We start from the raw sequence: 20944 nt of genomic DNA on the forward strand, positions 1-20944 counted from the left end.
TGTAAAAGCTATTGACAGCTTTCACGATCCAGTTGGACCGTGAAAGTTCTGGTCATTACCTTCTACCTCCACCGGAGCGGCTAACACCACCTCCACCGGAGCCTCTGGAGACCCCGCCACCTCCGCCGCCGCGCGACATCGAGCTGCCGGAAGAACTTCTGGACGGCGTATAAGACGATCCTGAAGAGCGTGTGGTACGGGTTGGCGTAGACACAGCTGGCCTTGTTGTTGTTCCGCGGGAGACGTTACCTCCGGAAGCAGGTCTTGTTGTCGATCTAGTTGTTCTGGTAGCCGGACGTGTTACAGAACCGCGGTTTGTGCTCACACCGGAGCCATCACGTACGGTTGTCCGCGTTCCGGTGCGGGATGAGTTGATCGTTCCGTCGGTTCTTGTTCTGGTTGTGGTACCGCGGGTTATGCGGCCATTCTCGGTACGTACACCCGACGAAGATCTCGTGGAAGCCGCCCGTGCTGAGCGTCCGGTCAAGATGCGTCCATTTCCGTCTCTGGCGACGGTCGAACTCCGTACGCGGGACGCATTGCCCACGCGGCTGTTATAGCCGTAACGTGATCCGGTGCGCACGTTGGCGTTCGCCGGTCTTACACTGTAGCGGTTGCCTCCATAAAAGTTATTCCCGTAATAGTTGTTGTATCCGTAAAATGGATGGCCCCAAGCGTTATATCCCCAGAAGTTGCCATATCCATAAAAAGGAGCGCCCCATCCCCAGCGGCCAAAGCCGTAGTAAGGGTAACCTCCCCATCCCCAGCCGAAGCCCATTGACCAGCTGGGGCCCCAACCCCAGTTTGACCAGCCAAAGCCGAGGCCGAAGCCCGGATACCCGAACCAAGGATCAAACCAAGGGTCATAGTACGCCATGCCGGGTGCCGCATAGTAAAAACGGTTGATGCGGTTAGCGTACTCTAAATCCTCGTCATAGGCAGGGCCTTCCACGTATTCCTGATCCGAATAGTCGTCGGCATAGTATTCATCCTGTGTGTGCTGCTCCTCGCTCACTTGTCCATCTGTGTAATAATAATCCGGACTCTGATAATCTCGAGGAGCTTGGGATTGATTATTATACACATCGTCTTTGTAGGCGATCTGCCTACTTGTCGAACACGCGCTAAGCGAAAAAATCGCAGCGAGTGTCAGACTTCCGAATAATAATCTATTTGTTTTCATGATATCCACTACAGTTAAACTTCGTTAATACAGTCTTTATTATTATCTTAGACGCGTATTTTTTGCGGGGGTTTAATCCCGTATCAAAAATATAAATAAAACTTTAGCGCTCGCTACGGTTTTTGGGAATTAGACGAGAATATTACATAAATTGTTACAGAAAAATTGAAATAATACATGGGAAAAGGAATTACAAGCCGGGGTGAAGATTATTCACAGTGGTACAATGACTTAGTTATTAAGGCGGATCTGGCGGAGTATTCCGCTGTGCGGGGCTGTATGGTCATTAAGCCATATGGGTATGGTATCTGGGAGCGTATGCAGGCTATTCTGGATAAGCGGTTTAAGGAAACAGGACATTCGAATGCTTATTTTCCTTTGTTTATCCCCAAATCGTTCTTTTCGAAAGAAGCTTCCCATGTTGAGGGTTTTGCAACAGAATGTGCTGTTGTAACCCACTATAGGCTTAAGAATGATGGTAACGGCAACATTATTGTGGATGAAGACGCCAAGCTGGAAGAAGAACTTATTGTCCGTCCGACGTCTGAAACGATTATATGGAACACGTATCGGGGATGGATCGAATCGTACCGCGATCTTCCGATCCTGGTCAACCAGTGGGCGAATGTGGTACGGTGGGAGATGCGCACACGTCTGTTTTTACGTACGGCTGAGTTTCTTTGGCAGGAAGGCCATACGGCACATGCGACGAAAGAGGAGGCTGTTGAAGAGGCGGAGCGGATGCTGGAGGTGTATGCCGACTTTGTAGAGAATACGTTGGCAGTACCTGTTGTGCGTGGCCGGAAAACCGAAAATGAGCGCTTCGCCGGAGCGCTGGACACCTATTGTATTGAGGCCTTGATGCAGGACGGTAAGGCGCTGCAGGCGGGTACGTCACACTTTTTGGGGCAGAATTTTGCAAAAGCCTTTGACGTGAAGTTCACATCAAAAGAAGGTAAGCTGGAACATGTGTGGGCCACGTCATGGGGGGTGTCCACGCGCCTGATGGGGGCGTTGATCATGGCGCATTCCGACGATCAGGGACTGGTGCTGCCGCCTAAGCTAGCGCCTATACAGGTTGTCATTATACCCATCTATAAAACAGACGAAGAAAAAGCCAATATCGACCGCTTCGTGGATGAACTGACTTTGCAGCTGAAAGGGATGGATATCTCTTTCAAGTACGACGACAGGGATACACAGCGTCCCGGATATAAGTTCGCCGAGTGGGAACTTAAAGGGGTGCCGCTGCGGGTGGCCGTCGGCGCCCGTGACCTACAGAATGGAACCGTCGAACTTGCCAGACGAGATACGCAGACCAAAGAGACTGTATCGCAAGAAGGACTGGCGGTAACGATCGAAAACCTGTTGGGAATTATTCAGGAGAACATTTTCCAAAAAGCGCTCGATTATAGAAACAGCCATATCACCGAGGTGAATTCGTACGAAGAGTTCAAGGAGGTGCTGGAACAAAAGGGCGGCTTCATTTCGTGCCACTGGGACGGTACGGTCGAAACCGAAAAAAGAGTAAAAGAGGAGACGAAAGCGACGATACGGTGTATTCCGTTGGATGCAGAAGAGGAAGATGGCGTATGTATATTCACAGGAAAACCGTCAAAGCAACGGGTACTTTTCGCGAAAGCATATTAATAATCTACGGCCGGGAGGGCGGGAACATTGAAGCCCCTTCCTGGCCGCTATTTACCAAGGGTTGGGTAACAGCGGGTGAAACGTCACGGGGATGGTATTTTTAATTTTAGGTTGCGGCTGGGTTGGAACATTCTTCGGCCAGAAGATGTTGAACGAGGGCCATCAGGTTTACGCAACGACGACGCGGGAAAATAAATGGCATGACCTGACGTATGCGGGGATGCACGCGATACAAGCCGATTTCGACGGGGAGATCTGCAAGGCGGACTTTCCACCGTCGGTAGATTACGTGTTGAACAGCATTCCGGCTACGCAGCGGTTGGAGGGGGCGGTTGTACGGGCGCGATTTCAGACTGTTCAGGACCTGTTGTCGTCCGTCTCGTACAAGAAACACATCTTTCTGAGCTCTGTCGGTATCTACCCCGATGAGGACGGCATATTCACGGAAGAGTTCCCGATTGATAGAAACCAAAATCTATATCTGGCAGAAACTTCCATGTTACAGCTTGGACAAACTCTTGTTTATCGTTTGGGCGGCCTGTTCGGGGGCGACCGCATTTTTGCGAAATACTTTGAGGGTCGGGTCTGTACTACGGGGGAACAGCGCGCTAATTTTATCCATCGGAATGATGTGGCCGCGCTGATCCAACTGGGGTTCCTTCGTCCGTTGGCTTCGTCCGTTTACAATCTGGTGACGCCAGAACATCCGCTGAAGGCCGATGTTGTCCTGGCTTCGGCTGCCCGGCATGGGTTTTCTCTTCCTTCAGGTTTTAATAGTCAGTCGAACTTTCAGAAGGTCGTTTCGGGTGAGCGGATCGTGCGGGAGCTCGGCTACACCTTTTTGTATAAATCCCCGCTACACTTTTAGCTTTTGGTGCACTGCTGGAAGGGCGCAGCCTGTTCAGCGTGAAGCCGACCAGCCGGCTATACCCCTTGTGGCAACGATGCTCTTCTGTAGAACAGACCTGCGAAATCGCTCTTTTCTTAGGGGCGGAATGGCTCGTCACATTCCCACTTCAGCGTCCTGTAAAAAAAACGGGGACTCTCAGCAATTCGTGCTGATCGCGAACGCTTTTTACGGATTCTTTAAGTAACTTCGCTATCGTGGTTGGCTAATGGCGGCTGACTTATTATACTAAATATTTACTATGGAATATAAATTTGCAACAAAGGCGATTCATGCAGGGCAGGAGGCAGACCCTGCAACGGGCGCGGTAATGACGCCAATCTACCAAACGTCGACATATAAGCAAGCCTCTCCGGGTGAACATAAGGGTTTTGAGTATTCCAGGGGGACCAATCCTACAAGACAGGCTCTTGAGGGGTGTCTTGCGGCGCTGGAAAACGGTAAGTTCGGACTGGCGTTTGCCAGTGGGATGGCTGCAACGGATACCGTTCTTCGTCTGCTGAAGCCGGGAGATGAGGTGTTGACCGGCGATGATCTCTATGGAGGTTCGTACCGGATATTCACTAAAGTATATGCCCAGTACGGGATAAATTTTGTGTTTGTGGACACCTCAGACGCTCATGCGGTGGAAGAAGCGATCACCGAAAAGACAAAACTGATCTGGGTGGAAACGCCGACAAACCCTACGCTTAAGCTGGCCGATATAGCAGCTATCGGCGAGGTTGCAAAGAAATACGAGATACTATATGTGGTCGACAATACGTTTGCTTCTCCATATCTTCAGAATCCGCTCGACTTGGGGGCAGACATCGTGATGCACTCGGCCACCAAATATTTAAACGGGCACTCTGACGTCGTCATGGGCGCCTTGGTGTTGAACGATGAGGCGCTTTATAAACAGCTCTGGTTTTATTACAACGCTTGTGGCGGCACGCCCGGCCCTCAAGATGCTTTTTTAGTGTTGCGTGGACTGAAAACATTGCACGTCCGTATGCGGGCCCACTGCGAAAACGGTCGGAAAGTGGCGGAATTCCTAAAGGGCCATCCCAAGGTGGAGCGGGTCTACTGGCCTGGCTTTAGCGATCATCCCGGACACGAGATTGCGCAAAAGCAGATGCGCGACTTCGGAGGGATGGTATCTATCGTATTGAAGGATGCCGATCTACAGGAAACATTCCGCATTGCTTCACGGTTCAAGGTATTTACGCTGGCCGAGTCTTTGGGCGGCGTCGAATCGCTGGTGAACCACCCCGCGACCATGACCCATGGTTCGATCCCAAAGGAGGTGCGCGAAAGTGTAGGCGTGGTCGACAACCTGCTCCGGCTGTCGGTGGGAATCGAAGACGGGGATGATCTTATCGCCGACCTGGAACAGGTGCTGGGAGAGCGGTAACATGCCAGCTTTTGCAGGCAGATTACTCCTTAGGCACATTAAAAGTGTGCTGATTGGGTTATGCTAAATTGTTTTCTCACTGTAATAAAAATGGGAGGGGGGCTGTTTTCATGCAAAATGTTTTGTAAATAATTTTTACCTTTGCAGCATCAATTCAAGCTATGAGTGACGCTATAAAACATGAGTGCGGTATAGCACTCGTTCGATTACTGAAACCCCTATCTTATTATCAGGAAAAATACGGTACGGCCTACTATGGTATCAATAAGTTGTATCTACTTATGGAGAAACAGCACAATAGAGGTCAGGACGGTGCCGGTATCGCAACTATTAAGTTCGATGTAAAGCCCGGAAACCGTTATATTTCCCGCTACCGTGCAATGGGGTCGTCTGCCGTTGCAGATATTTTTGAGTACGTGCAGAAGAAGTTTGCTGCGGTTAATAAGGCATACCCGGTTGAATCGAAAGATACACAATGGCTCAAGGAACACGTCAGTTTTACCGGCGAAGTGCTATTGGGCCACCTGCGTTATGGAACGCATGGCAAAAATAGCATTGAGAGCTGTCATCCCTTCCTGCGGCAGAATAACTGGATGACCCGTAATCTGGTTGTAGCAGGAAACTTCAATATGACAAACGTCGACGAGCTTCTGCAACAGCTGTATGAGCTAGGGCAGCACCCCAAAGAGCAGGCGGATACAGTAACCGTTTTGGAAAAAATAGGTCACTTTCTGGACGACGAAAATCAGGAGCTTTTTGATAAGTTCAAGAAAGATGGATACTCGAACGTGGAAATCAGCGCCCTGATTGCGAAAAATCTCGATGTTGCGAAGATTTTAACGCGGTCTGCAAAGACGTGGGATGGAGGCTATACGATAGCTGGAATTTTCGGTCATGGCGACGCTTTTGTCATGCGCGATCCTGCGGGAATCCGTCCAGCATTCTACTATCAGGATGAGGAGGTTTTGGTGGTAACGTCGGAGCGTCCGGTTATTCAGACAGCCTTTAATGTTCCTTTGCACGCTGTTAAAGAAATCAAGCCGGGACATGCCCTGATAGCAAAGAAGGACGGCACCATCACGGAAGAGATGTTCCGCCAGCCTGTGGAGCAAAAGTCCTGTTCTTTCGAGCGGATTTATTTCTCAAGGGGATCGGATGCCGATATTTATAAAGAGCGTAAAGAACTGGGACGCCTATTGTGCCCGCAAGTGTTAGAAGCTGTCGGCAACGATATTAAAAATACGGTCTTTTCGTTTATTCCCAATACGGCGGAGGTGTCGTATTACGGCATGATGGAAGGGATCAATACGTATGTGCGGAATTATCAGAAGGATGTACTTTTGAACCGTGCAGATAAAATATCGGATGACGAGCTGGAGGAGATGATCAATATCTCCCCTCGTTTTGAAAAGCTAAACGTGAAGGATGCGAAGCTGCGTACCTTCATCACGCAGGATGCAGACCGCACCGACATGGTGCAGCATGTTTACGATACGACCTATGGTATTGTTAAAGATCATCAGGATACAATTGTTGCCATCGACGATTCAATCGTTAGGGGAACGACGTTAAAGCAAAGTATTCTGACCATCCTTGACCGGCTGAACCCTAAAAAGATTGTCATTGTCTCGTCAGCTCCTCAGATAAGGTATCCCGACTGTTATGGTATTGATATGTCTCGGATGGGTGAGTTTGTGGCGTTTGAGGCAGCGATTTCGCTGTTAAAACAACGGGGATTGGCCCACATCGTAGATGAGGTATACCAGCGGTGTCTGGCGTCAATTACAAAGCCAAAAGATGAAGTGGAAAACTACGTGAAGGCAATCTATGAACCCTTTACCGACGAAGAGATATCGGCAGAGATCGCGCGGATTATCCGTCCGCACAACCTGAAGGCTGAATTTGAGGTGGTTTACCAAAAACTGGAGAACCTGCACAAAGCCTGTCCGAACCATCTTGGCGATTGGTATTTTTCCGGAGACTATCCGACGCCAGGCGGGAACAAGGTGGTAAATAAAGCCTTCATGAACTGGATCGAAGGGAAGAACGTAAGAGCGTATTTTAGTAACTAGTATTGAGTAGTTAGTATGGAGGAAAGAGTGTTGTATGTTCCTGCTTTTTTACTTTTTACTTTTTACTTCTTAATTTATTTCATATCTTTGCAGCTCATTAAATATTAACATATATATTATATAACAATGTACGCAATAGTAAATATAGCAGGACAGCAATTTAAGGTTGCAAAAGACCAGTATCTTTTTGTACACCGGTTACAGGGAGATGAAGGCGCTAGTATTGAATTTGACAATGTATTGTTAGCAGAAGACGGCGGTAAATTCACTGTGGGTACACCAAGTATTGAAGGTGCGAAAGTTTCAGCTACTATTTTGTCTCATTTAAAAGGTGATAAAGTTATCGTTTTCAAGAAAAAACGCCGTAAAGGTTATAAAAAGAAAAACGGTCACCGTCAACAGTTCACGAAGATCCAGATCACTGGTATCAGTTTATAATTGAATTTTTAATCTGACGTCTAAGTCATAAATTAAGATAAAGAAATGGCACACAAAAAAGGTGCGGGTAGTTCGAAGAACGGCCGTGAGTCACACAGTAAACGATTAGGTATCAAAATTTTCGGTGGTCAGAAAGCTATTGCTGGTAACATCATCGTACGTCAACGTGGTACACAGCATAATCCTGATGCTAACGTTGGTATTGGTAAAGACCACACATTGTACGCCTTAGTAGATGGTACTGTTGTTTTCCGTAAGAAAGCAAACAACAAATCTTACGTTTCGGTAGTTCCTGCTGAACAAAACTAAGCGTAGTACACAACAGATAAAAAGCGGGGCTGAAGATATTTTCTTCAGCCCCGCTTTATGTTGTTAGCCCCCTGTCATGGCGACGCACTTTGTTTACCCTTCGATAAGCTTGTCTATATCTTTACCGATCGCTGATTTTTTCATCTTGTCTTCGAGTTCGTCGAAGGCATCCTGCGCAATCATTTTTCCGGTTTGTCCGTTTTCGAGGACGAGGATCTGATCGCAACACTCTTTCAGTGTCGAAAAAATATGGGAAGATATCAGTACCGTTTTACCAAGCGACCTCAGTTTCGAAATAATGCTGGTCAATATCAGAGCGCTTTCAAAATCAATTCCATTGTACGGTTCATCAAGAATGAAATATCGGTTTCGCTGGAGAAGTATAGCTGTTAATGCCAGTTTCTTTTTCATTCCGGTAGAGTACTCCGACGCATATTCCCGCAGCGGTAGCTGAAAAATATTCCGCTCTTCAAGATCTGTTACCTGTATACCGCGTGCATCCGCCAGTAGATAGATATATTCCTCTCCCGTTAGTTTGGAAGGAAAGTAAGGGTCAGCAGGCAGTAGCCCGAGATAATTTTTTAAGGGAGTCCGGTCTGCATGGATATGTCCGTTATACGATTCCAGTCCGGCTATGCACCGGAATAAAGTAGTCTTTCCTGCTCCGTTGCTCCCTACGATGCCATATACCTTGCTGGGTTCCAGGATAAAGCTGACATCTTTCAGAACTTCTTTTTTGCCGTACGACTTTGATAAATTGGTGACTGTGATCATGGGATGTTCTTTAAATTTTGGATGGCTTTAAAGTAGTAATAAGGTATGAGGGCGAGGACGAGCGGATAGAATGCCAGGCAAAGGCCCAGCATCGTGCCTTCCGTAATATTGATCTTCCGTGGGTACACAGCATACTTTAGAAGAATGACATACGGGATGAGCATAACGCCCAGCAGACAAACGATGACGCCCTTATAGGCCTCGGCGGGATGTAGGACGGCAAAGGGGAGTAGTATCGGTGCCCATAAAATGCAGAGCTGAGCGACACCCCGGCGGATCTTGTACCAAAGAAATTTCGCCGGCGGGCGATTCTGGTTCCAGTATAACAGCAGGGGCTCTGGATCTTGGTAATAAGAAGCGGAGCACAGGACTACACAGAACATACTGAACAGCGCTAAGTTGATGTTGTCCACTGATAAGCCGATTGCTGCCAGCAGGTATAACACACCGAGTAGAAGCCACGTCTTCCGGACTCCGATGATAAACTCGAAAGGTTTTTTCGCGAATGGTGTCGGGATACGGCGCTTCCAGATCGATGTCGTTGGTGTGAATAAAAATAAAATGCAGAGACCTCCAATTGTCACAGCCAATATAGGGTTGCCGGCAATAACGAGGAGGACCATAGAGCCTAGACAGAGCAGTATATTTTCGAATAGTCTGACCCGATAGTAGTCTGTTTTGGAGAAAACTACTTTCAGAAAATCGTTACGTTTGAAGTCGGACAGCAGAAAAAGAGATTGAAAGTTGGCGAGAACCACAAGATAAGCGCCCCAGGAGGGGGATCGGACGACAAGGTAGTACAGTGCGACATGAAGGCCGATATATGCGGGCACTATGACAAAAGCAGGGAACCCGGCGTCTACGACGTGTCTCTTCAAAGCCTTGCCCTGGATCTGAAAGTAGTTTCCAATCATTGTTCTCCTACTCATCCCATGAATGGTCAGAGACGCAAGGTTGTATCTTGCGTCTCTGACAAACTTACATAAAATGCTTTACTTTTACGTGTGCTGTGTATCGCTATATTGCCATGAAGAACCGGCTTATAACGAGCATACGGAATAGTGCTGCGTTGTTAAATGATCAACATCGCATCCCCATACGAATAGAATCGGTATTTCTCTTTTACAGCAACCTCATAAGCATTCATCACATTCTCATATCCGGCGAATGCGGCGATCATCACCAATAGGGTGGATTCGGGCGTATGGAAGTTTGTAATCATCGAATTCGCTATGCTGAAATCGTAAGGCGGGTAGATGAACTTACTTGTCCAATCGTTAGCAGCCTTTAGGTGTTTATCTGCGGATACCGAAGATTCGATTGCCCGCATGGATGTCGTTCCTACGGCGCACACACGTCGTTTGGAATCTATCCCTTTGTTTACGATCCGCGCTGCTTCCTCCGTAATGATAAACTGTTCGGAATCCATTTTATGTTTGGTGAGGTCTTCAACTTCGACGGTGCGGAACGTTCCGAGGCCGACGTGCAATGTAACCTCTGCAAAGTTGACACCTTTGAGTTCCAATCGTTTCATTAATTCGCGGGAGAAGTGAAGCCCGGCGGTAGGAGCAGCAACAGCACCTTCGTTCTTGGCGTAGATGGTCTGATAACGGAATTTATCTTCCGGTGTTGCTTTACGTTTGATATACTTAGGTAGCGGTGTCTCTCCGAGGATTTCGATGTTGCGGCGGAACTCTTCGTCTGTGCCGTCAAATAGAAAGCGGATAGTGCGACCGCGGGACGTCGTGTTGTCTACCACCTCAGCGACAAGCAGGTCGTCGTCTCCGAAATAGAGTTTATTGCCGACACGGATCTTTCGTGCGGGATCCACAAGGACATCCCACAAGCGTAATTCTTTGTTTAATTCTCTTAAAAGGAAGACTTCAATCGTTGCTCCGGTTTTTTCCTTATTTCCGTACATACGGGCAGGAAATACTTTCGTATTATTTAAGATCATGACATCTTGGTCGTCAAAATAATCCAATACGTCTTTGAAGATCTTGTGTTCTATTTTTCCGGAATCCCGGTGCAAAACCATTAGGCGTGATTCGTCACGTTGTTCGGATGGTTCTGATGCCAATAGTGATTCGGGTAAATTGAATTTAAACTGTGATAATTTCATCTTTTAATTCTTCGCTATAAGTTGTTCCATAGTGTCGAAACATCCAAGTGCAGTTAGGACACCAAAAAGGCTTACAAAGTTAAGTATAATTAAAACTAAAAACTACACTTTTTGGTTTTAATTATTCCTTTGCTGCGATAAATACGTTATATTTATAGGCAGATATGTTTTTGGTTTTCACACTGCTTAAGGAAAGTTTTGGGTTTGCGTTGTCTGCTCTGAAAGACAATAAAACGCGGACGTTGCTGTCTTTACTTGGAGTAACCATCGGTATCATGACGATTATCGGCGTATTCTCGGCCGTGGATACCCTGCGCAACAACCTTGAGGAATCGGTGCGGAAAATAGGGAGCCGGACATTGTACGTCGAAAAATGGCCTTGGGATGGAGGGCCGGATTTTCCGTGGTGGAAATATATCAACCGGCCGGAACCTAAATATGGCGATTTCGAAGCCGTTAGGGATCGGATGACGACAGCAGAGGCCGTGGCTTACTCCATCTATATTTCAAACGCCACGGCAAAATACAAAAGCAATTCTGCTTCGAATATAACCGTAGCTGCAGGCACGCAGGAAATCTTAAAAATCAGAAACCTCGACATTGTGGAAGGACGTTATTTCACCGATCAGGAATCCCGGTCGGGAGGCAATGGCGTCATTCTGGGAGCAACGATCGCTGAAGGGCTCTTTCCAAGAGAGAATCCGATCGGTAACTATATCAGTTTATTAGGCCGAAAGCTACAGGTTATCGGCGTACTGAAAAAGGAAGGGGCAGGGATGCTTATAGATGTGTCGAACGACGACGTAGCGTATATCCCGTTCAGCATGGCCCGAAATATCGTTAACTATGAGAACTATTCGCCCAGCATCTCCATTGAGGTTAAGGGCCGATACTCCTTGGAAGAAGCAGAAAGCGAATTGATCGGTATCATGCGTTCTTCACGACGGCTGCCTCCGCAGCGTGAAGAAGATTTCTCCGTTAATAAGACAACACTGATCACGGCCCAATTGGATCAGATGTTCGGAATTATTAACCTGGCCGGTTTCTGTATCGGCATATTCTCTATTCTGGTCGGTGGGTTTGGTATTGCGAATATCATGTTTGTGAGCGTGAAAGAGCGGACCAACCTGATAGGGATTCAAAAAGCGCTGGGCGCCAAGCAGTTTTTTATTTTGTCGCAATTTCTTATTGAAAGCATATTGTTATGCCTAATCGGCGGAGGTATCGGCCTGCTGTTTGTATTTGGCCTCGCGGCGTTGGTGAACGTCGCCGCCGGCGTAGCAGTTGTTGTGAGCATCAAGATGGTTGTTCTTACGACCGCCCTTTCGACGCTCATCGGGCTGATTGCCGGCATTGTCCCCGCGATTAATGCTGCCCGGCTGGATCCCGTAGAAGCCATCCGGAGCAAGTAAGAGGCCGTTCCGGTCTGTCTGTATTTCCCTCCCAGTATCATGGTGAGGTTCCATCTCGTTGAATAAACAACTATTTGTTTTAAGGTGCGTATGGCTGTGTCTTCTCGCCGGGAACTGTCGTTGCCGGAAGAAAAAGTGGCGTAGGAGGCTTTTTGGAAAAAAAACATCCACTTTTAAAAAAGATATTGTAACTTAAAAGCAATGTAAACAGTATAAATTAGATAGAGAAAATATGGCTGAATCCGAAAAAAAAGAGGAGTTTGCAACCGGGCTAATCGGAGAGGAAACTTTAGATAATATGCATCACGTCAACAACCCTGTGTTGGACGTTCCCGCAATTGAAAAGAAGTATCTGGGAGGGGTTGTGTCCTATGTCAAAGACGGGAACGCGTTTATCTTTACCGATGGAAAGGCGAGTGTGGAGGTAAAGGTGTTTTCCGACGAGATTATCCGCGTGCGGTTGGCTCCGCAAAGCTCCTTTCTTGACGACTTTTCGTATGCGATTAAAAAAGACCTGGATCTCCACCCTACGTCGTTTTCGTTTGACGAAACAGACGAGGCTTACCTGATAGAAACAAGTGCCGTTATTTGCAGTATCCGGAAAGAGAACTTCCTTATGTCGTTTGCGGACGGGGAGGGAAAGGTCGTCAATGCCGACCGTACGCCAATGCACTGGGAAGAAAGTCCGGACTTTGGTGGCTACTACGTGTACTGTACTAAGCATACTCCTTCAGACGAAGCCTTTTTCGGGCTCGGAGATAAGTCGACCAACCTGAATTTGCGTGGCCGGCGGTTTCATAACTGGAACTCCGATACGTATGGCTTCGGCTTCAATCAGGATCCGCTTTATAAAACTATTCCGTTTTATATCGGTGTCACGGAAGGTAGCGCATACGGTATATTTTTCGATAATACGTTCAAGACGTTCTTCGATTTTGCTGCCGAAAAAGCGGATAGGACCAGCTATTGGTCTGAAGGCGGGGAGATGCAGTATTACTATATTCACGGTCCTCTCATGATGGATGTTGTCAAGCGGTATCATGAATTGACGGGTACGCATTTTATGCCGCCGCTGTGGGCGATCGGTTACCATCAGTGTCGATGGAGCTATTATCCGGAGGCCAACGTTCGGGAGGTGGCACAGCAATTTCGTAAACGGCAGATTCCCTGTGATGCGATCTATCTGGATATCGATTACATGGATGGATACCGTTGTTTTACGTGGAATAAGCGGTATTTTCCCGATCCAAAGAAGATGATAGCTGACCTGGCTGCCGACGGCTTCCGGACCGTCGTCATGATCGATCCGGGAATTAAGGTAGACGAAGATTACTGGGTCTTTAAAGAAGGAAAAGAGAACAAGTACTTCTGCCGTCGAGGGGACGATTACTTTATGGAGGGGTATGTGTGGCCCGGACGTTGTCAGTTTCCGGATTACACCAATCCTAAGGTCAGGGAATGGTGGGGGATGCTCTATAAGGGGCTGGTTGAAGATGGCGTTGCGGGCGTGTGGAACGATATGAATGAACCGGCTGTATTCGGCCGTGGGACTTTCCCCGACGACGTGCGGCATTACTATGAAGGCTACCGCGGTTCACACCGAAAGGCACATAACATCTACGGTATGCAGATGGTACGTTCTACTTACGACGGACTGAAAAAGCTGCAGCGCAATAAGAGACCCTTCACAATAACACGGGCTGCCTATGCAGGTACGCAGCGCTATTCTTCGGTTTGGACCGGCGATAATATAGCTACGTGGGAACACTTGCGTATAGGCCTTCTCCAATTGCAGCGCTTGTCCGTATCGGGTCTGTCGTTCTGTGGCACGGACATTGGCGGCTTCACGGGCGAACCTGACGGAGAACTGTACACCCGTTGGATGCAGTTTGGCGTATTCTCGCCCTTTATGCGTGTCCATTCGGCAGGAGATACGCGCGACCGTGAACCGTGGAGTTTTGGGCCGGAATGGGAGGCAATCTGCAAGAAGTTTATTGAACTCCGTTATAAGCTGCTCCCCTACATTTATACCGTTTTTTGGCGACAATATAAATATCGGGAACCTATTTTACGGCCCATCTCGTTGCTGGAACAACATAAGCCGCAAAATCTGCTGCGGGAGGAAGAGTTCGGCTTTGGCCATCATATCCTCGTATCGCCGGTCCTCCATCCGGGACAGCAATCAAAGATTGTATATCTACCTGAGGGGTGTTGGTACTACTATTTTGACAACACCGTTCTTACGGGGGGGCAGGAACATCAGATAGACACCCCGCTGGATGAAATGCCAATCTTTATCCGCGGAGGAAGTGTTATTCCGGAATACCCTGTCATGCAGTATACCGGAGAAAAAAATATAGATGCACTCAAGCTTAATGTATATTGGAACGAAGGTCGACATGATTCAGACGTGTACCTGGACTACGGAGAAACATTTGCCTATGAGCAGAATGTTTATAGTGAAAAGCATTTCATTGTAGAAGGGAAACCGACAAGCTTGACAATTGTACAGCATCAAGATGGTATGTATAATGAACGTTTTGACGCTTACAAGGTTTACTTGATAGGACTTCCATTTGCGATCAACCATATAGACGCTGATGGGACTGTCCTTGGGTTAACAGCGGACGAAAGCGGACAATACTATGTGTCTGTGGAGAAGGAGTTTAGGAAGTTAACCATATCGTAGAAGTAGACAAAACTTAAGTTATGAGTCAGGCAGTCAGCGTATATTCGCTGTTTACAGATTTTGATGTGTCGTTGTTCCGAGCGGGCAAGCACTTCAGGTTATATGAGAAACTTGGTGCACATACAGTGGTGCATGAAGGAAAAGAAGGGGTGTATTTCGCTGTGTGGGCACCCAATGCGCAGACTGTGTCGGTGGTCGGAAATTTCAACGGTTGGAATCCGCATAGTCATCCATTATATGTGAGGTGGGACAGCAGCGGTATATGGGAGGGCTTTATCGGCGGAATTGGCCTCGGAGAGGTTTACAAATACCATATTCACACCGGTTCCGGAGAACACCTGGAAAAGGCTGATCCGTTTGCTTTATTGAGCGAGACGCCACCAAGGACGGCGTCGATCGTTTCGACGACCTGGTACCAATGGGACGACGAAGAGTGGATGCGCAACAGGGAGAGCCACAACGCGTTGAACAGACCTTTTTCGGTTTATGAAATGCACCTTGGATCATGGATGCGTGATCCGGAAGAGCCCGAACGCCTGCTGACATATCGTGAGATAGCGGATAGACTTGTTCCTTACATACGGGAAATGGGGTTTACACACGTCGAGCTATTGCCCGTCATGGAACACCCTTTCTATCCGTCATGGGGTTATCAGATAACCGGGTATTTCGCTGCCTCGTCGCGCTACGGAAGCGCTCAGGATCTCATGTACCTGATTGAAAGCCTGCACAAGCAAGGTATCGGCGTATTTTTAGACTGGGTGCCTTCTCACTTTCCGGGCGACGCCCACGGGCTGTATAAATTTGATGGTTCTCATCTTTTTGAGCACGAAGACCCGAGAAAAGGATTTCATCCGGACTGGAAGTCCTATATCTTCAACTATGGTCGAAATGAGGTGCGTTCATTCTTAATTTCTAATGCCTTCTTCTGGCTGGATAGGTACCATGTGGATGGACTGCGTGTTGATGCGGTCGCTTCGATGTTGTATCTCGACTACTCGCGCCAAGCGGGCGAATGGGAACCTAATGTCTTTGGGGGACGGGAAAATCTCGAGGCGGTGTCCTTTTTGCAGGAATTCAATGAAGCTGTGTACGCACATTTTCCCGATGTACAGACGGTAGCAGAAGAGTCTACTTCCTGGCCCGGAGTCAGCCGTCCGACGTATGGTGGCGGACTTGGATTTGGTATGAAGTGGATGATGGGATGGATGCACGACACACTTAACTACTTCAAAGAGGATCCTATCAATAGAAAGTATCATCACGATAAGATGACTTTCGGTACGGTCTATAGTTTTCATGAGAACTTTATGTTGCCTTTATCCCACGATGAGGTCGTCCATGGAAAGCAGTCGTTGGTCTATAAGATGCCTGGAGATGAGTGGCAGAAATTCGCTAACCTACGGGCTCTTTATCTCTATATGTATACGTTCGTAGGTACAAAACTGTTGTTTATGGGGGCGGAGTTTGGACAGACTTCGGAATGGAACGTCAACCAGTCGTTGGACTGGCATCTTACCCAGTATGCCCCGCACCTCGGTATACAGCATTTTGTTCGCGACCTGAATAGGGTATATAAGGATACGCCTGCGTTATATGAAAAAGGATTCAGTCCCGATGGCTTTCAATGGATAGAGTATGGAGACCGCGATAACGGTGTTTTCGCGTTCGTTCGAAGAGGAGAACGCCCTTCGGAGGAGGTGCTCGTTGTCCTCCATCTGACCCCCGTTGTGCGGGACTACCGTATCGGCGTGCCGGCGTCAGGTACATGGGAGATCATCCTGAATTCGGACGAGGAGTTGTATTATGGAAGCGGTATCCAGCAACATGCTGTACAGGCCGAGGATATTCCTTGGATGAACTGCGAAATGTCGATTACTATTAAACTGCCACCATTGGGTGGTTTCATCTTAAAACGTGTCTAATATGCAGGTAGTACATTTAAGTGTAGAATGCTTTCCGTTAGCTAAGGTGGGTGGACTGGCAGATGTGGTCGGAGCGCTGCCCAGGTACCAGCGAAAAATGGGCGTCGACGCGAGCGTCGTCTGTCCGTATTACGATAGGCCTTTTGTTGAAAAGAACCAGTTCGTTTCTATCGCTGAAGGGTCGTTTTTCCAAGGGGCAGAGGAGCTGTCTTATCAGGTATTGAAAGAGGAAAACGATGTACTGGGCTTTCCTCTGTTTCTGATCCGTATTCCCGGAAAGCTGGACAGGCCTGAGATCTATTGCTATCCCGATGAAGCGGAACAATGGATAGCGTTTCAGCACGCCTTTCTAGATTGGATGAAAGGCTGGGAAAAGAAGCCAGAGGTGGTCAACTGCCATGATCATCACGTCGGCTTGGTTCCGTTCCTGATGAAATATGCTGTAGCTTACCAGGAGTTTGCCTCGATCAAAACCGTGTTTACGGTGCACAATGGCCAGTATCAAGGGTGGATGGATTGGAATAAAGGTGTCTTACTGCCTACTTTCGATACCTGGAAGTGGGGGCTGCTCGACTGGGACGGCCTTATTAATCCTATGGCAGCCGCCATTAAGTGCTGTGATGCGTTTACAACGGTAAGTCAGGGATATCTGCAGGAGCTATATCAGAACGCGAATGGACTCGAGGGACTGTTCCGTCAGGAGTCGGCGAAAGGTTTCGGAATAGTTAACGGAATAGATGATCAATATTGGAACCCAGGAGTCGACACGCTGATTCCCCATAATTATACGTTAAAGAACGTCATGACGGGAAAGAAAAATAACAAGCGCGCCCTGGCCAAAAAGATGGGGCTGGACGCCCGGTACCCGCTATTGGCTTTTATAGGACGTTTTGCCGCGGAGAAGGGTGCTGACTTACTCCCCGATGTGGTAGGAGGCCTGTTGTCCGGGGGAGCTGTCAAGCTGAGCATATTCGTCTTGGGTTCTGGTGATGAGCACCTTCAGACCCGCCTACAGGAGCTGGCTGACCAATATCCCAAAACACTCGCTGTTTTTTTTGGCTACAACGAGGCATTGGCTCACGAGGTATACGCAGCAGCCGATTACCTGTTGATGCCATCCCGAGTCGAACCATGCGGCCTCAACCAGCTGTATGCCATGAAATACGGAACGGTGCCGGTTGTTCGTGGAACAGGCGGGCTTCGGGAAACTGTATTAGATTACGATCAAGAGGAAAAAGGATATGGCTTCGTATTTGAGGAGGCGGACGCCGCTGAGGCTATAAGGGCGATAGAACGTGCCGTCGGGGCGCTACAGGACCCCGTTTCGATGCGTGAGATCCGTAAAAGAGAAATGTCACTGGATTTTTCCTGGGACAAGTCAGCAGAGCAGTATGTTAAATTGTATAACCAGTTATAAAGTGAGATATGATACACAAAGTAGTTTCCCTTGTATTGGGCGGAGGGCGTGGGACGCGCCTATTTCCGTTGACACAGCAGCGTTCGAAACCAGCGGTTCCTATTGCCGGAAAGTACCGGTTGGTAGATATCCCGATATCGAACTGTTTAAACTCCGGGTACAATAAGATATTTGTGCTCACTCAGTTTAATTCGGCTTCCTTAAATAAGCATATCAAAAATTCCTACAACTTCAGCATTTTCAGCAAGGGCTTCGTCGACATCCTGGCCGCCGAGCAGACTATGGAAGGCGATCGCTGGTTTGAGGGAACTGCGGATGCTGTGCGGCGCACACAGAAAAATCTTCACAACGTCGATTATGAGTATGTGCTGATCCTGTCTGGCGATCAGCTGTACCAGATGGACTATTCGTTGCTGGTAGACTTCCACGTAGCGAACGGAGGGGATGTTACCATAGCAACTATCCCGGTAAACGGTCGCGACGCCACTGGGTTCGGTATTCTGAAGGCAAACGAGAAGAACGAGATTACAGCATTCACAGAGAAGCCTGATAAAGATGAAGTGTTGAACTGGGCGTCAGAAGTGTCGGACGCCATGGAACAACAGGGGCGGCTATACCTTGCCTCCATGGGCATCTATGTGTTTTCGAAAGGTGTACTGCGAACGCTGTTGAAGGATAATCCCGGCATGGACTTCGGTAAGGAAATAATTCCTGACGCTATCGGTAATCTGAACGTCTTGAGCTACCAATTTGACGGCTACTGGACAGACATAGGTACGATCCGGTCTTTTTTTGACGCAAACATCGGGTTGACCGATGATATTCCGAACTTTAATCTCTTCGAAGAAACGGTGTATACACGTGCGCGTATGTTGCCCCCTTCTAAGATCTCGGGCACGACTTTGAACAACACCATTGTTGCCGACGGCTGTATCCTTAATGGGGATAAGCTGGAACGGTCCGTCATCGGAATCCGCTCGCGTATCGGCAAGGGAACGGTGATCAAATCGACCTATATGATGGGAACCGATTTTTATGAACATCTGGAAGAAGTCCTGGAACTGGGAACAACACAGCAACCGCCTCCAATCGGCGTCGGCGAACGTTGTTATATAGAAAACGCTATCCTTGATAAGAACTGCCGGATAGGCAATGATGTACGCATAAAAGGCGGCGCGCATCTGCCCGACGGCGATTTCGAAACGCATACTATTCAGGATGGAATTGTCGTCGTAAAAAAAGGTGCCGTTATTCCTAATGGTGTAACAATAGGCTGCTAGTTCATATTACGGAGATAAATATTTGGGCGGATTTGTAGAGGTACATCATCCCGACCTGTAGGGGGCTTCGAGATCCGCTCCGTCGGCGATATCCGACAAATACAACAAAAAAAGGGACACTCAATGTCCCTTTTTTGTTGCTTGATATTCTTTTTACGATAGTTTTCCTAATGCTTCCTTCATACGTCTCAATGCTTCTTTTAAGTTTTCATCGGACGCGGCATAACTTAAACGTATATAGTTGTTGTTTCCAAAAGCATCTCCGCCTACCGTAGCAATATGGCCTTCGTTGAGAAGATAAAGGGCTAGATCGGCTGAATCCTTGATGACGTTCCCTTGTGCGTCTTTCTTTCCAAAAAAGGAACTGATTTCAGGGAAGAAATAAAATGCTCCTTCGGGGAGGTTTGTTTTCACGCCCGGGATGTCGTTTAGTAGGTCGTATACTAGCTGACGTCGGCGTAAGAACGCTTCTTTCATTTTTTGTACGCTTTCCAAACCATCATTATACGCCACAATACCCGCCCGTTGAGCGATGGAGCAGGTGCCGGAGGTTGTCTGCCCCTGCAACTTATCGTTTGCTGCTGCAATCTCTTTGTTTGCCGCAATATAACCTAAGCGCCAGCCCGTCATGGCGTAGGCCTTAGAGAAACCGTTTACAATAATTACACGGTCTTTTATACTGTCGAATTGTGCAATAGACTCATGCTTGTCGATAAAATTGATATGCTCGTAGATTTCGTCAGACAAAATAAAGATGCCTGGGTGTTTTTCGAACACTTTAGCCAACGCAGCCAATTCTTCCTTGCTGTATACAGACCCCGTTGGGTTACACGGCGACGAAAACATGAACAATTTTGTTCTTGGTGTGATTGCAGCTTCGAGCTGTTCTGGCGTGATCTTGAAATCGGCGTCGATATCTGTATCAATAAATACCGACTTACCCTCCGCCAATACAACCATCTCTGAGTAGGAAACCCAGTAAGGCGTCGGGATGATCACCTCATCACCGGGATTAATCAGGGTAAGAATTACGTTAGACAAGGATTGCTTGGCACCTGTGGAAACGACGATCTGCGAAGGCTCGTAATCCAGACCGTTTTCGTTTTTTAGTTTGTTAACGATAGCCTGCCGTAGTTCCGGATAGCCGGGAACCGGCGAATAACGGGTGTAGTTGTCGTCTAAAGCTTGCTTTGCTGCTTCTTTTACATTGTCAGGGGTGTTAAAATCAGGTTCACCCACACTTAGACTAATTACGTTGATGCCTTTAGCGGCCAATTCGCGACCTAGTTTCGTCATTTTTAGCGTCGCTGATTCGGATAAATTATTAATCCTATCTGATAAATATGATGTCGTGCTCATGATTATACAAACCT

Annotated in this window: 16 protein-coding genes; 11 read left to right on the top strand and 5 right to left on the bottom strand. The window is 47.8% G+C overall.

The window, feature by feature from the left end; translation table 11 throughout:
* Positions 1 to 55: 55 nt before the first annotated feature.
* Entirely contained in the window at positions 56 to 1183 is a 1128-nt protein-coding gene (locus BC792_RS02650) for a hypothetical protein (protein WP_246154791.1), read from the bottom strand.
* Between the two features lie 177 nt (positions 1184 to 1360).
* Here BC792_RS02650 and proS point away from each other — a divergent pair, with 177 nt between their 5' ends.
* The 6 genes from proS (at position 1361) to rpmA (ending at position 7952) form a co-directional block, all read left to right on the top strand.
* Entirely contained in the window at positions 1361 to 2833 is a 1473-nt protein-coding gene (proS, locus tag BC792_RS02655) for a proline--tRNA ligase (RefSeq protein WP_148907438.1), read from the top strand.
* Positions 2834 to 2924: 91 nt separating this feature from the next.
* Positions 2925 to 3701 carry an NAD-dependent epimerase/dehydratase family protein gene (locus BC792_RS02660; RefSeq protein ID WP_148907439.1) on the top strand — a complete coding sequence of 259 codons (777 nt, stop codon included), beginning with the start codon at positions 2925 to 2927 and terminating at the stop codon, positions 3699 to 3701.
* 280 nt (positions 3702 to 3981) lie between these two features.
* A complete protein-coding gene (locus BC792_RS02665) occupies positions 3982 to 5133 on the top strand; it encodes a cystathionine gamma-synthase (RefSeq protein WP_148907440.1) in 1152 nt (383 codons plus the stop codon).
* A gap of 161 nt (positions 5134 to 5294) precedes the next feature.
* On the top strand, positions 5295 to 7205 hold the full coding sequence (locus BC792_RS02670) for an amidophosphoribosyltransferase (protein ID WP_148907441.1): 1911 nt from the start codon (positions 5295 to 5297) through the stop codon (positions 7203 to 7205).
* Between the two features lie 126 nt (positions 7206 to 7331).
* The gene (rplU, locus tag BC792_RS02675; RefSeq protein ID WP_148907442.1) at positions 7332 to 7643 is read left to right on the top strand and encodes a 50S ribosomal protein L21; all 312 of its coding nucleotides are present in this window, start codon (positions 7332 to 7334) and stop codon (positions 7641 to 7643) included.
* 45 nt (positions 7644 to 7688) lie between these two features.
* Positions 7689 to 7952 (top strand): 50S ribosomal protein L27, encoded by a 264-nt coding sequence (gene rpmA, locus BC792_RS02680; RefSeq protein WP_148907443.1) that lies wholly within the window; start codon positions 7689 to 7691, stop codon positions 7950 to 7952.
* Between the two features lie 93 nt (positions 7953 to 8045).
* Here the strand turns inward: rpmA and BC792_RS02685 are convergent, their stop codons facing one another.
* The 3 genes from BC792_RS02685 to queA form a co-directional block, all read right to left on the bottom strand.
* Complete coding sequence (locus tag BC792_RS02685) at positions 8046 to 8726, bottom strand: ABC transporter ATP-binding protein (protein ID WP_148907444.1); 681 nt, start codon at positions 8724 to 8726, stop codon at positions 8046 to 8048.
* Positions 8723 to 9655, bottom strand: a complete 933-nt coding sequence (locus tag BC792_RS02690; RefSeq protein ID WP_148907445.1) for a hypothetical protein — start codon at positions 9653 to 9655, stop codon at positions 8723 to 8725. The genes BC792_RS02685 and BC792_RS02690 overlap by 4 nt, the downstream gene beginning before the upstream one ends.
* A gap of 143 nt (positions 9656 to 9798) precedes the next feature.
* Complete coding sequence (gene queA, locus BC792_RS02695) at positions 9799 to 10848, bottom strand: tRNA preQ1(34) S-adenosylmethionine ribosyltransferase-isomerase QueA (RefSeq protein WP_148907446.1); 1050 nt, start codon at positions 10846 to 10848, stop codon at positions 9799 to 9801.
* Between the two features lie 164 nt (positions 10849 to 11012).
* Between queA and BC792_RS02700 the strand changes: the two genes are divergently transcribed.
* From BC792_RS02700 to BC792_RS02720, 5 genes are all read left to right on the top strand, one after another.
* Positions 11013 to 12260: an ABC transporter permease gene (locus tag BC792_RS02700; protein WP_148907447.1), complete on the top strand. Its 1248-nt coding sequence runs from the start codon at positions 11013 to 11015 to the stop codon at positions 12258 to 12260.
* A gap of 232 nt (positions 12261 to 12492) precedes the next feature.
* Positions 12493 to 14949 carry a glycoside hydrolase family 31 protein gene (locus BC792_RS02705; RefSeq protein ID WP_148907448.1) on the top strand — a complete coding sequence of 819 codons (2457 nt, stop codon included), beginning with the start codon at positions 12493 to 12495 and terminating at the stop codon, positions 14947 to 14949.
* A gap of 20 nt (positions 14950 to 14969) precedes the next feature.
* The gene (gene glgB, locus BC792_RS02710; protein ID WP_148907449.1) at positions 14970 to 16874 is read left to right on the top strand and encodes a 1,4-alpha-glucan branching protein GlgB; all 1905 of its coding nucleotides are present in this window, start codon (positions 14970 to 14972) and stop codon (positions 16872 to 16874) included.
* Between the two features lies 1 nt (position 16875).
* Positions 16876 to 18291 (top strand): glycogen synthase, encoded by a 1416-nt coding sequence (locus tag BC792_RS02715; protein WP_148907450.1) that lies wholly within the window; start codon positions 16876 to 16878, stop codon positions 18289 to 18291.
* A gap of 8 nt (positions 18292 to 18299) precedes the next feature.
* Positions 18300 to 19571 (top strand): glucose-1-phosphate adenylyltransferase, encoded by a 1272-nt coding sequence (locus tag BC792_RS02720; protein WP_148907451.1) that lies wholly within the window; start codon positions 18300 to 18302, stop codon positions 19569 to 19571.
* 153 nt (positions 19572 to 19724) lie between these two features.
* On the opposite strand, the gene BC792_RS02725 is transcribed toward BC792_RS02720, so the two are convergent.
* On the bottom strand, positions 19725 to 20867 hold the full coding sequence (locus BC792_RS02725) for a pyridoxal phosphate-dependent aminotransferase (protein ID WP_148907452.1): 1143 nt from the start codon (positions 20865 to 20867) through the stop codon (positions 19725 to 19727).
* Between the last annotated feature and the right edge of the window lie 77 nt (positions 20868 to 20944).

The organism is Sphingobacterium allocomposti, assembly GCF_008124885.1.
GTDB classification, from domain to species: Bacteria; Bacteroidota; Bacteroidia; order Sphingobacteriales; family Sphingobacteriaceae; genus Sphingobacterium; species Sphingobacterium allocomposti.

What these genes read in the sequence shown, in the direction of transcription:
- BC792_RS02720 (WP_148907451.1), top strand. Translation starts at nt 18,300, where the DNA reads ATGATACACAAAGTAGTTTCCCTTGTATTGGGCGGAGGGCGTGGGACG.
- queA (WP_148907446.1), bottom strand. Translation starts at nt 10,848, where the DNA reads ATGAAATTATCACAGTTTAAATTCAATTTACCCGAATCACTATTGGCA.
- BC792_RS02715 (WP_148907450.1), top strand. Translation starts at nt 16,876, where the DNA reads ATGCAGGTAGTACATTTAAGTGTAGAATGCTTTCCGTTAGCTAAGGTG.
- rplU (WP_148907442.1), top strand. Translation starts at nt 7,332, where the DNA reads ATGTACGCAATAGTAAATATAGCAGGACAGCAATTTAAGGTTGCAAAA.
- BC792_RS02650 (WP_246154791.1), bottom strand. Translation starts at nt 1,183, where the DNA reads ATGAAAACAAATAGATTATTATTCGGAAGTCTGACACTCGCTGCGATT.
- BC792_RS02685 (WP_148907444.1), bottom strand. Translation starts at nt 8,726, where the DNA reads ATGATCACAGTCACCAATTTATCAAAGTCGTACGGCAAAAAAGAAGTT.
- BC792_RS02670 (WP_148907441.1), top strand. Translation starts at nt 5,295, where the DNA reads ATGAGTGACGCTATAAAACATGAGTGCGGTATAGCACTCGTTCGATTA.
- BC792_RS02700 (WP_148907447.1), top strand. Translation starts at nt 11,013, where the DNA reads ATGTTTTTGGTTTTCACACTGCTTAAGGAAAGTTTTGGGTTTGCGTTG.
- proS (WP_148907438.1), top strand. Translation starts at nt 1,361, where the DNA reads ATGGGAAAAGGAATTACAAGCCGGGGTGAAGATTATTCACAGTGGTAC.
- BC792_RS02690 (WP_148907445.1), bottom strand. Translation starts at nt 9,655, where the DNA reads ATGAGTAGGAGAACAATGATTGGAAACTACTTTCAGATCCAGGGCAAG.
- BC792_RS02665 (WP_148907440.1), top strand. Translation starts at nt 3,982, where the DNA reads ATGGAATATAAATTTGCAACAAAGGCGATTCATGCAGGGCAGGAGGCA.
- BC792_RS02705 (WP_148907448.1), top strand. Translation starts at nt 12,493, where the DNA reads ATGGCTGAATCCGAAAAAAAAGAGGAGTTTGCAACCGGGCTAATCGGA.
- BC792_RS02725 (WP_148907452.1), bottom strand. Translation starts at nt 20,867, where the DNA reads ATGACGAAACTAGGTCGCGAATTGGCCGCTAAAGGCATCAACGTAATT.
- rpmA (WP_148907443.1), top strand. Translation starts at nt 7,689, where the DNA reads ATGGCACACAAAAAAGGTGCGGGTAGTTCGAAGAACGGCCGTGAGTCA.
- BC792_RS02660 (WP_148907439.1), top strand. Translation starts at nt 2,925, where the DNA reads ATGGTATTTTTAATTTTAGGTTGCGGCTGGGTTGGAACATTCTTCGGC.
- glgB (WP_148907449.1), top strand. Translation starts at nt 14,970, where the DNA reads ATGAGTCAGGCAGTCAGCGTATATTCGCTGTTTACAGATTTTGATGTG.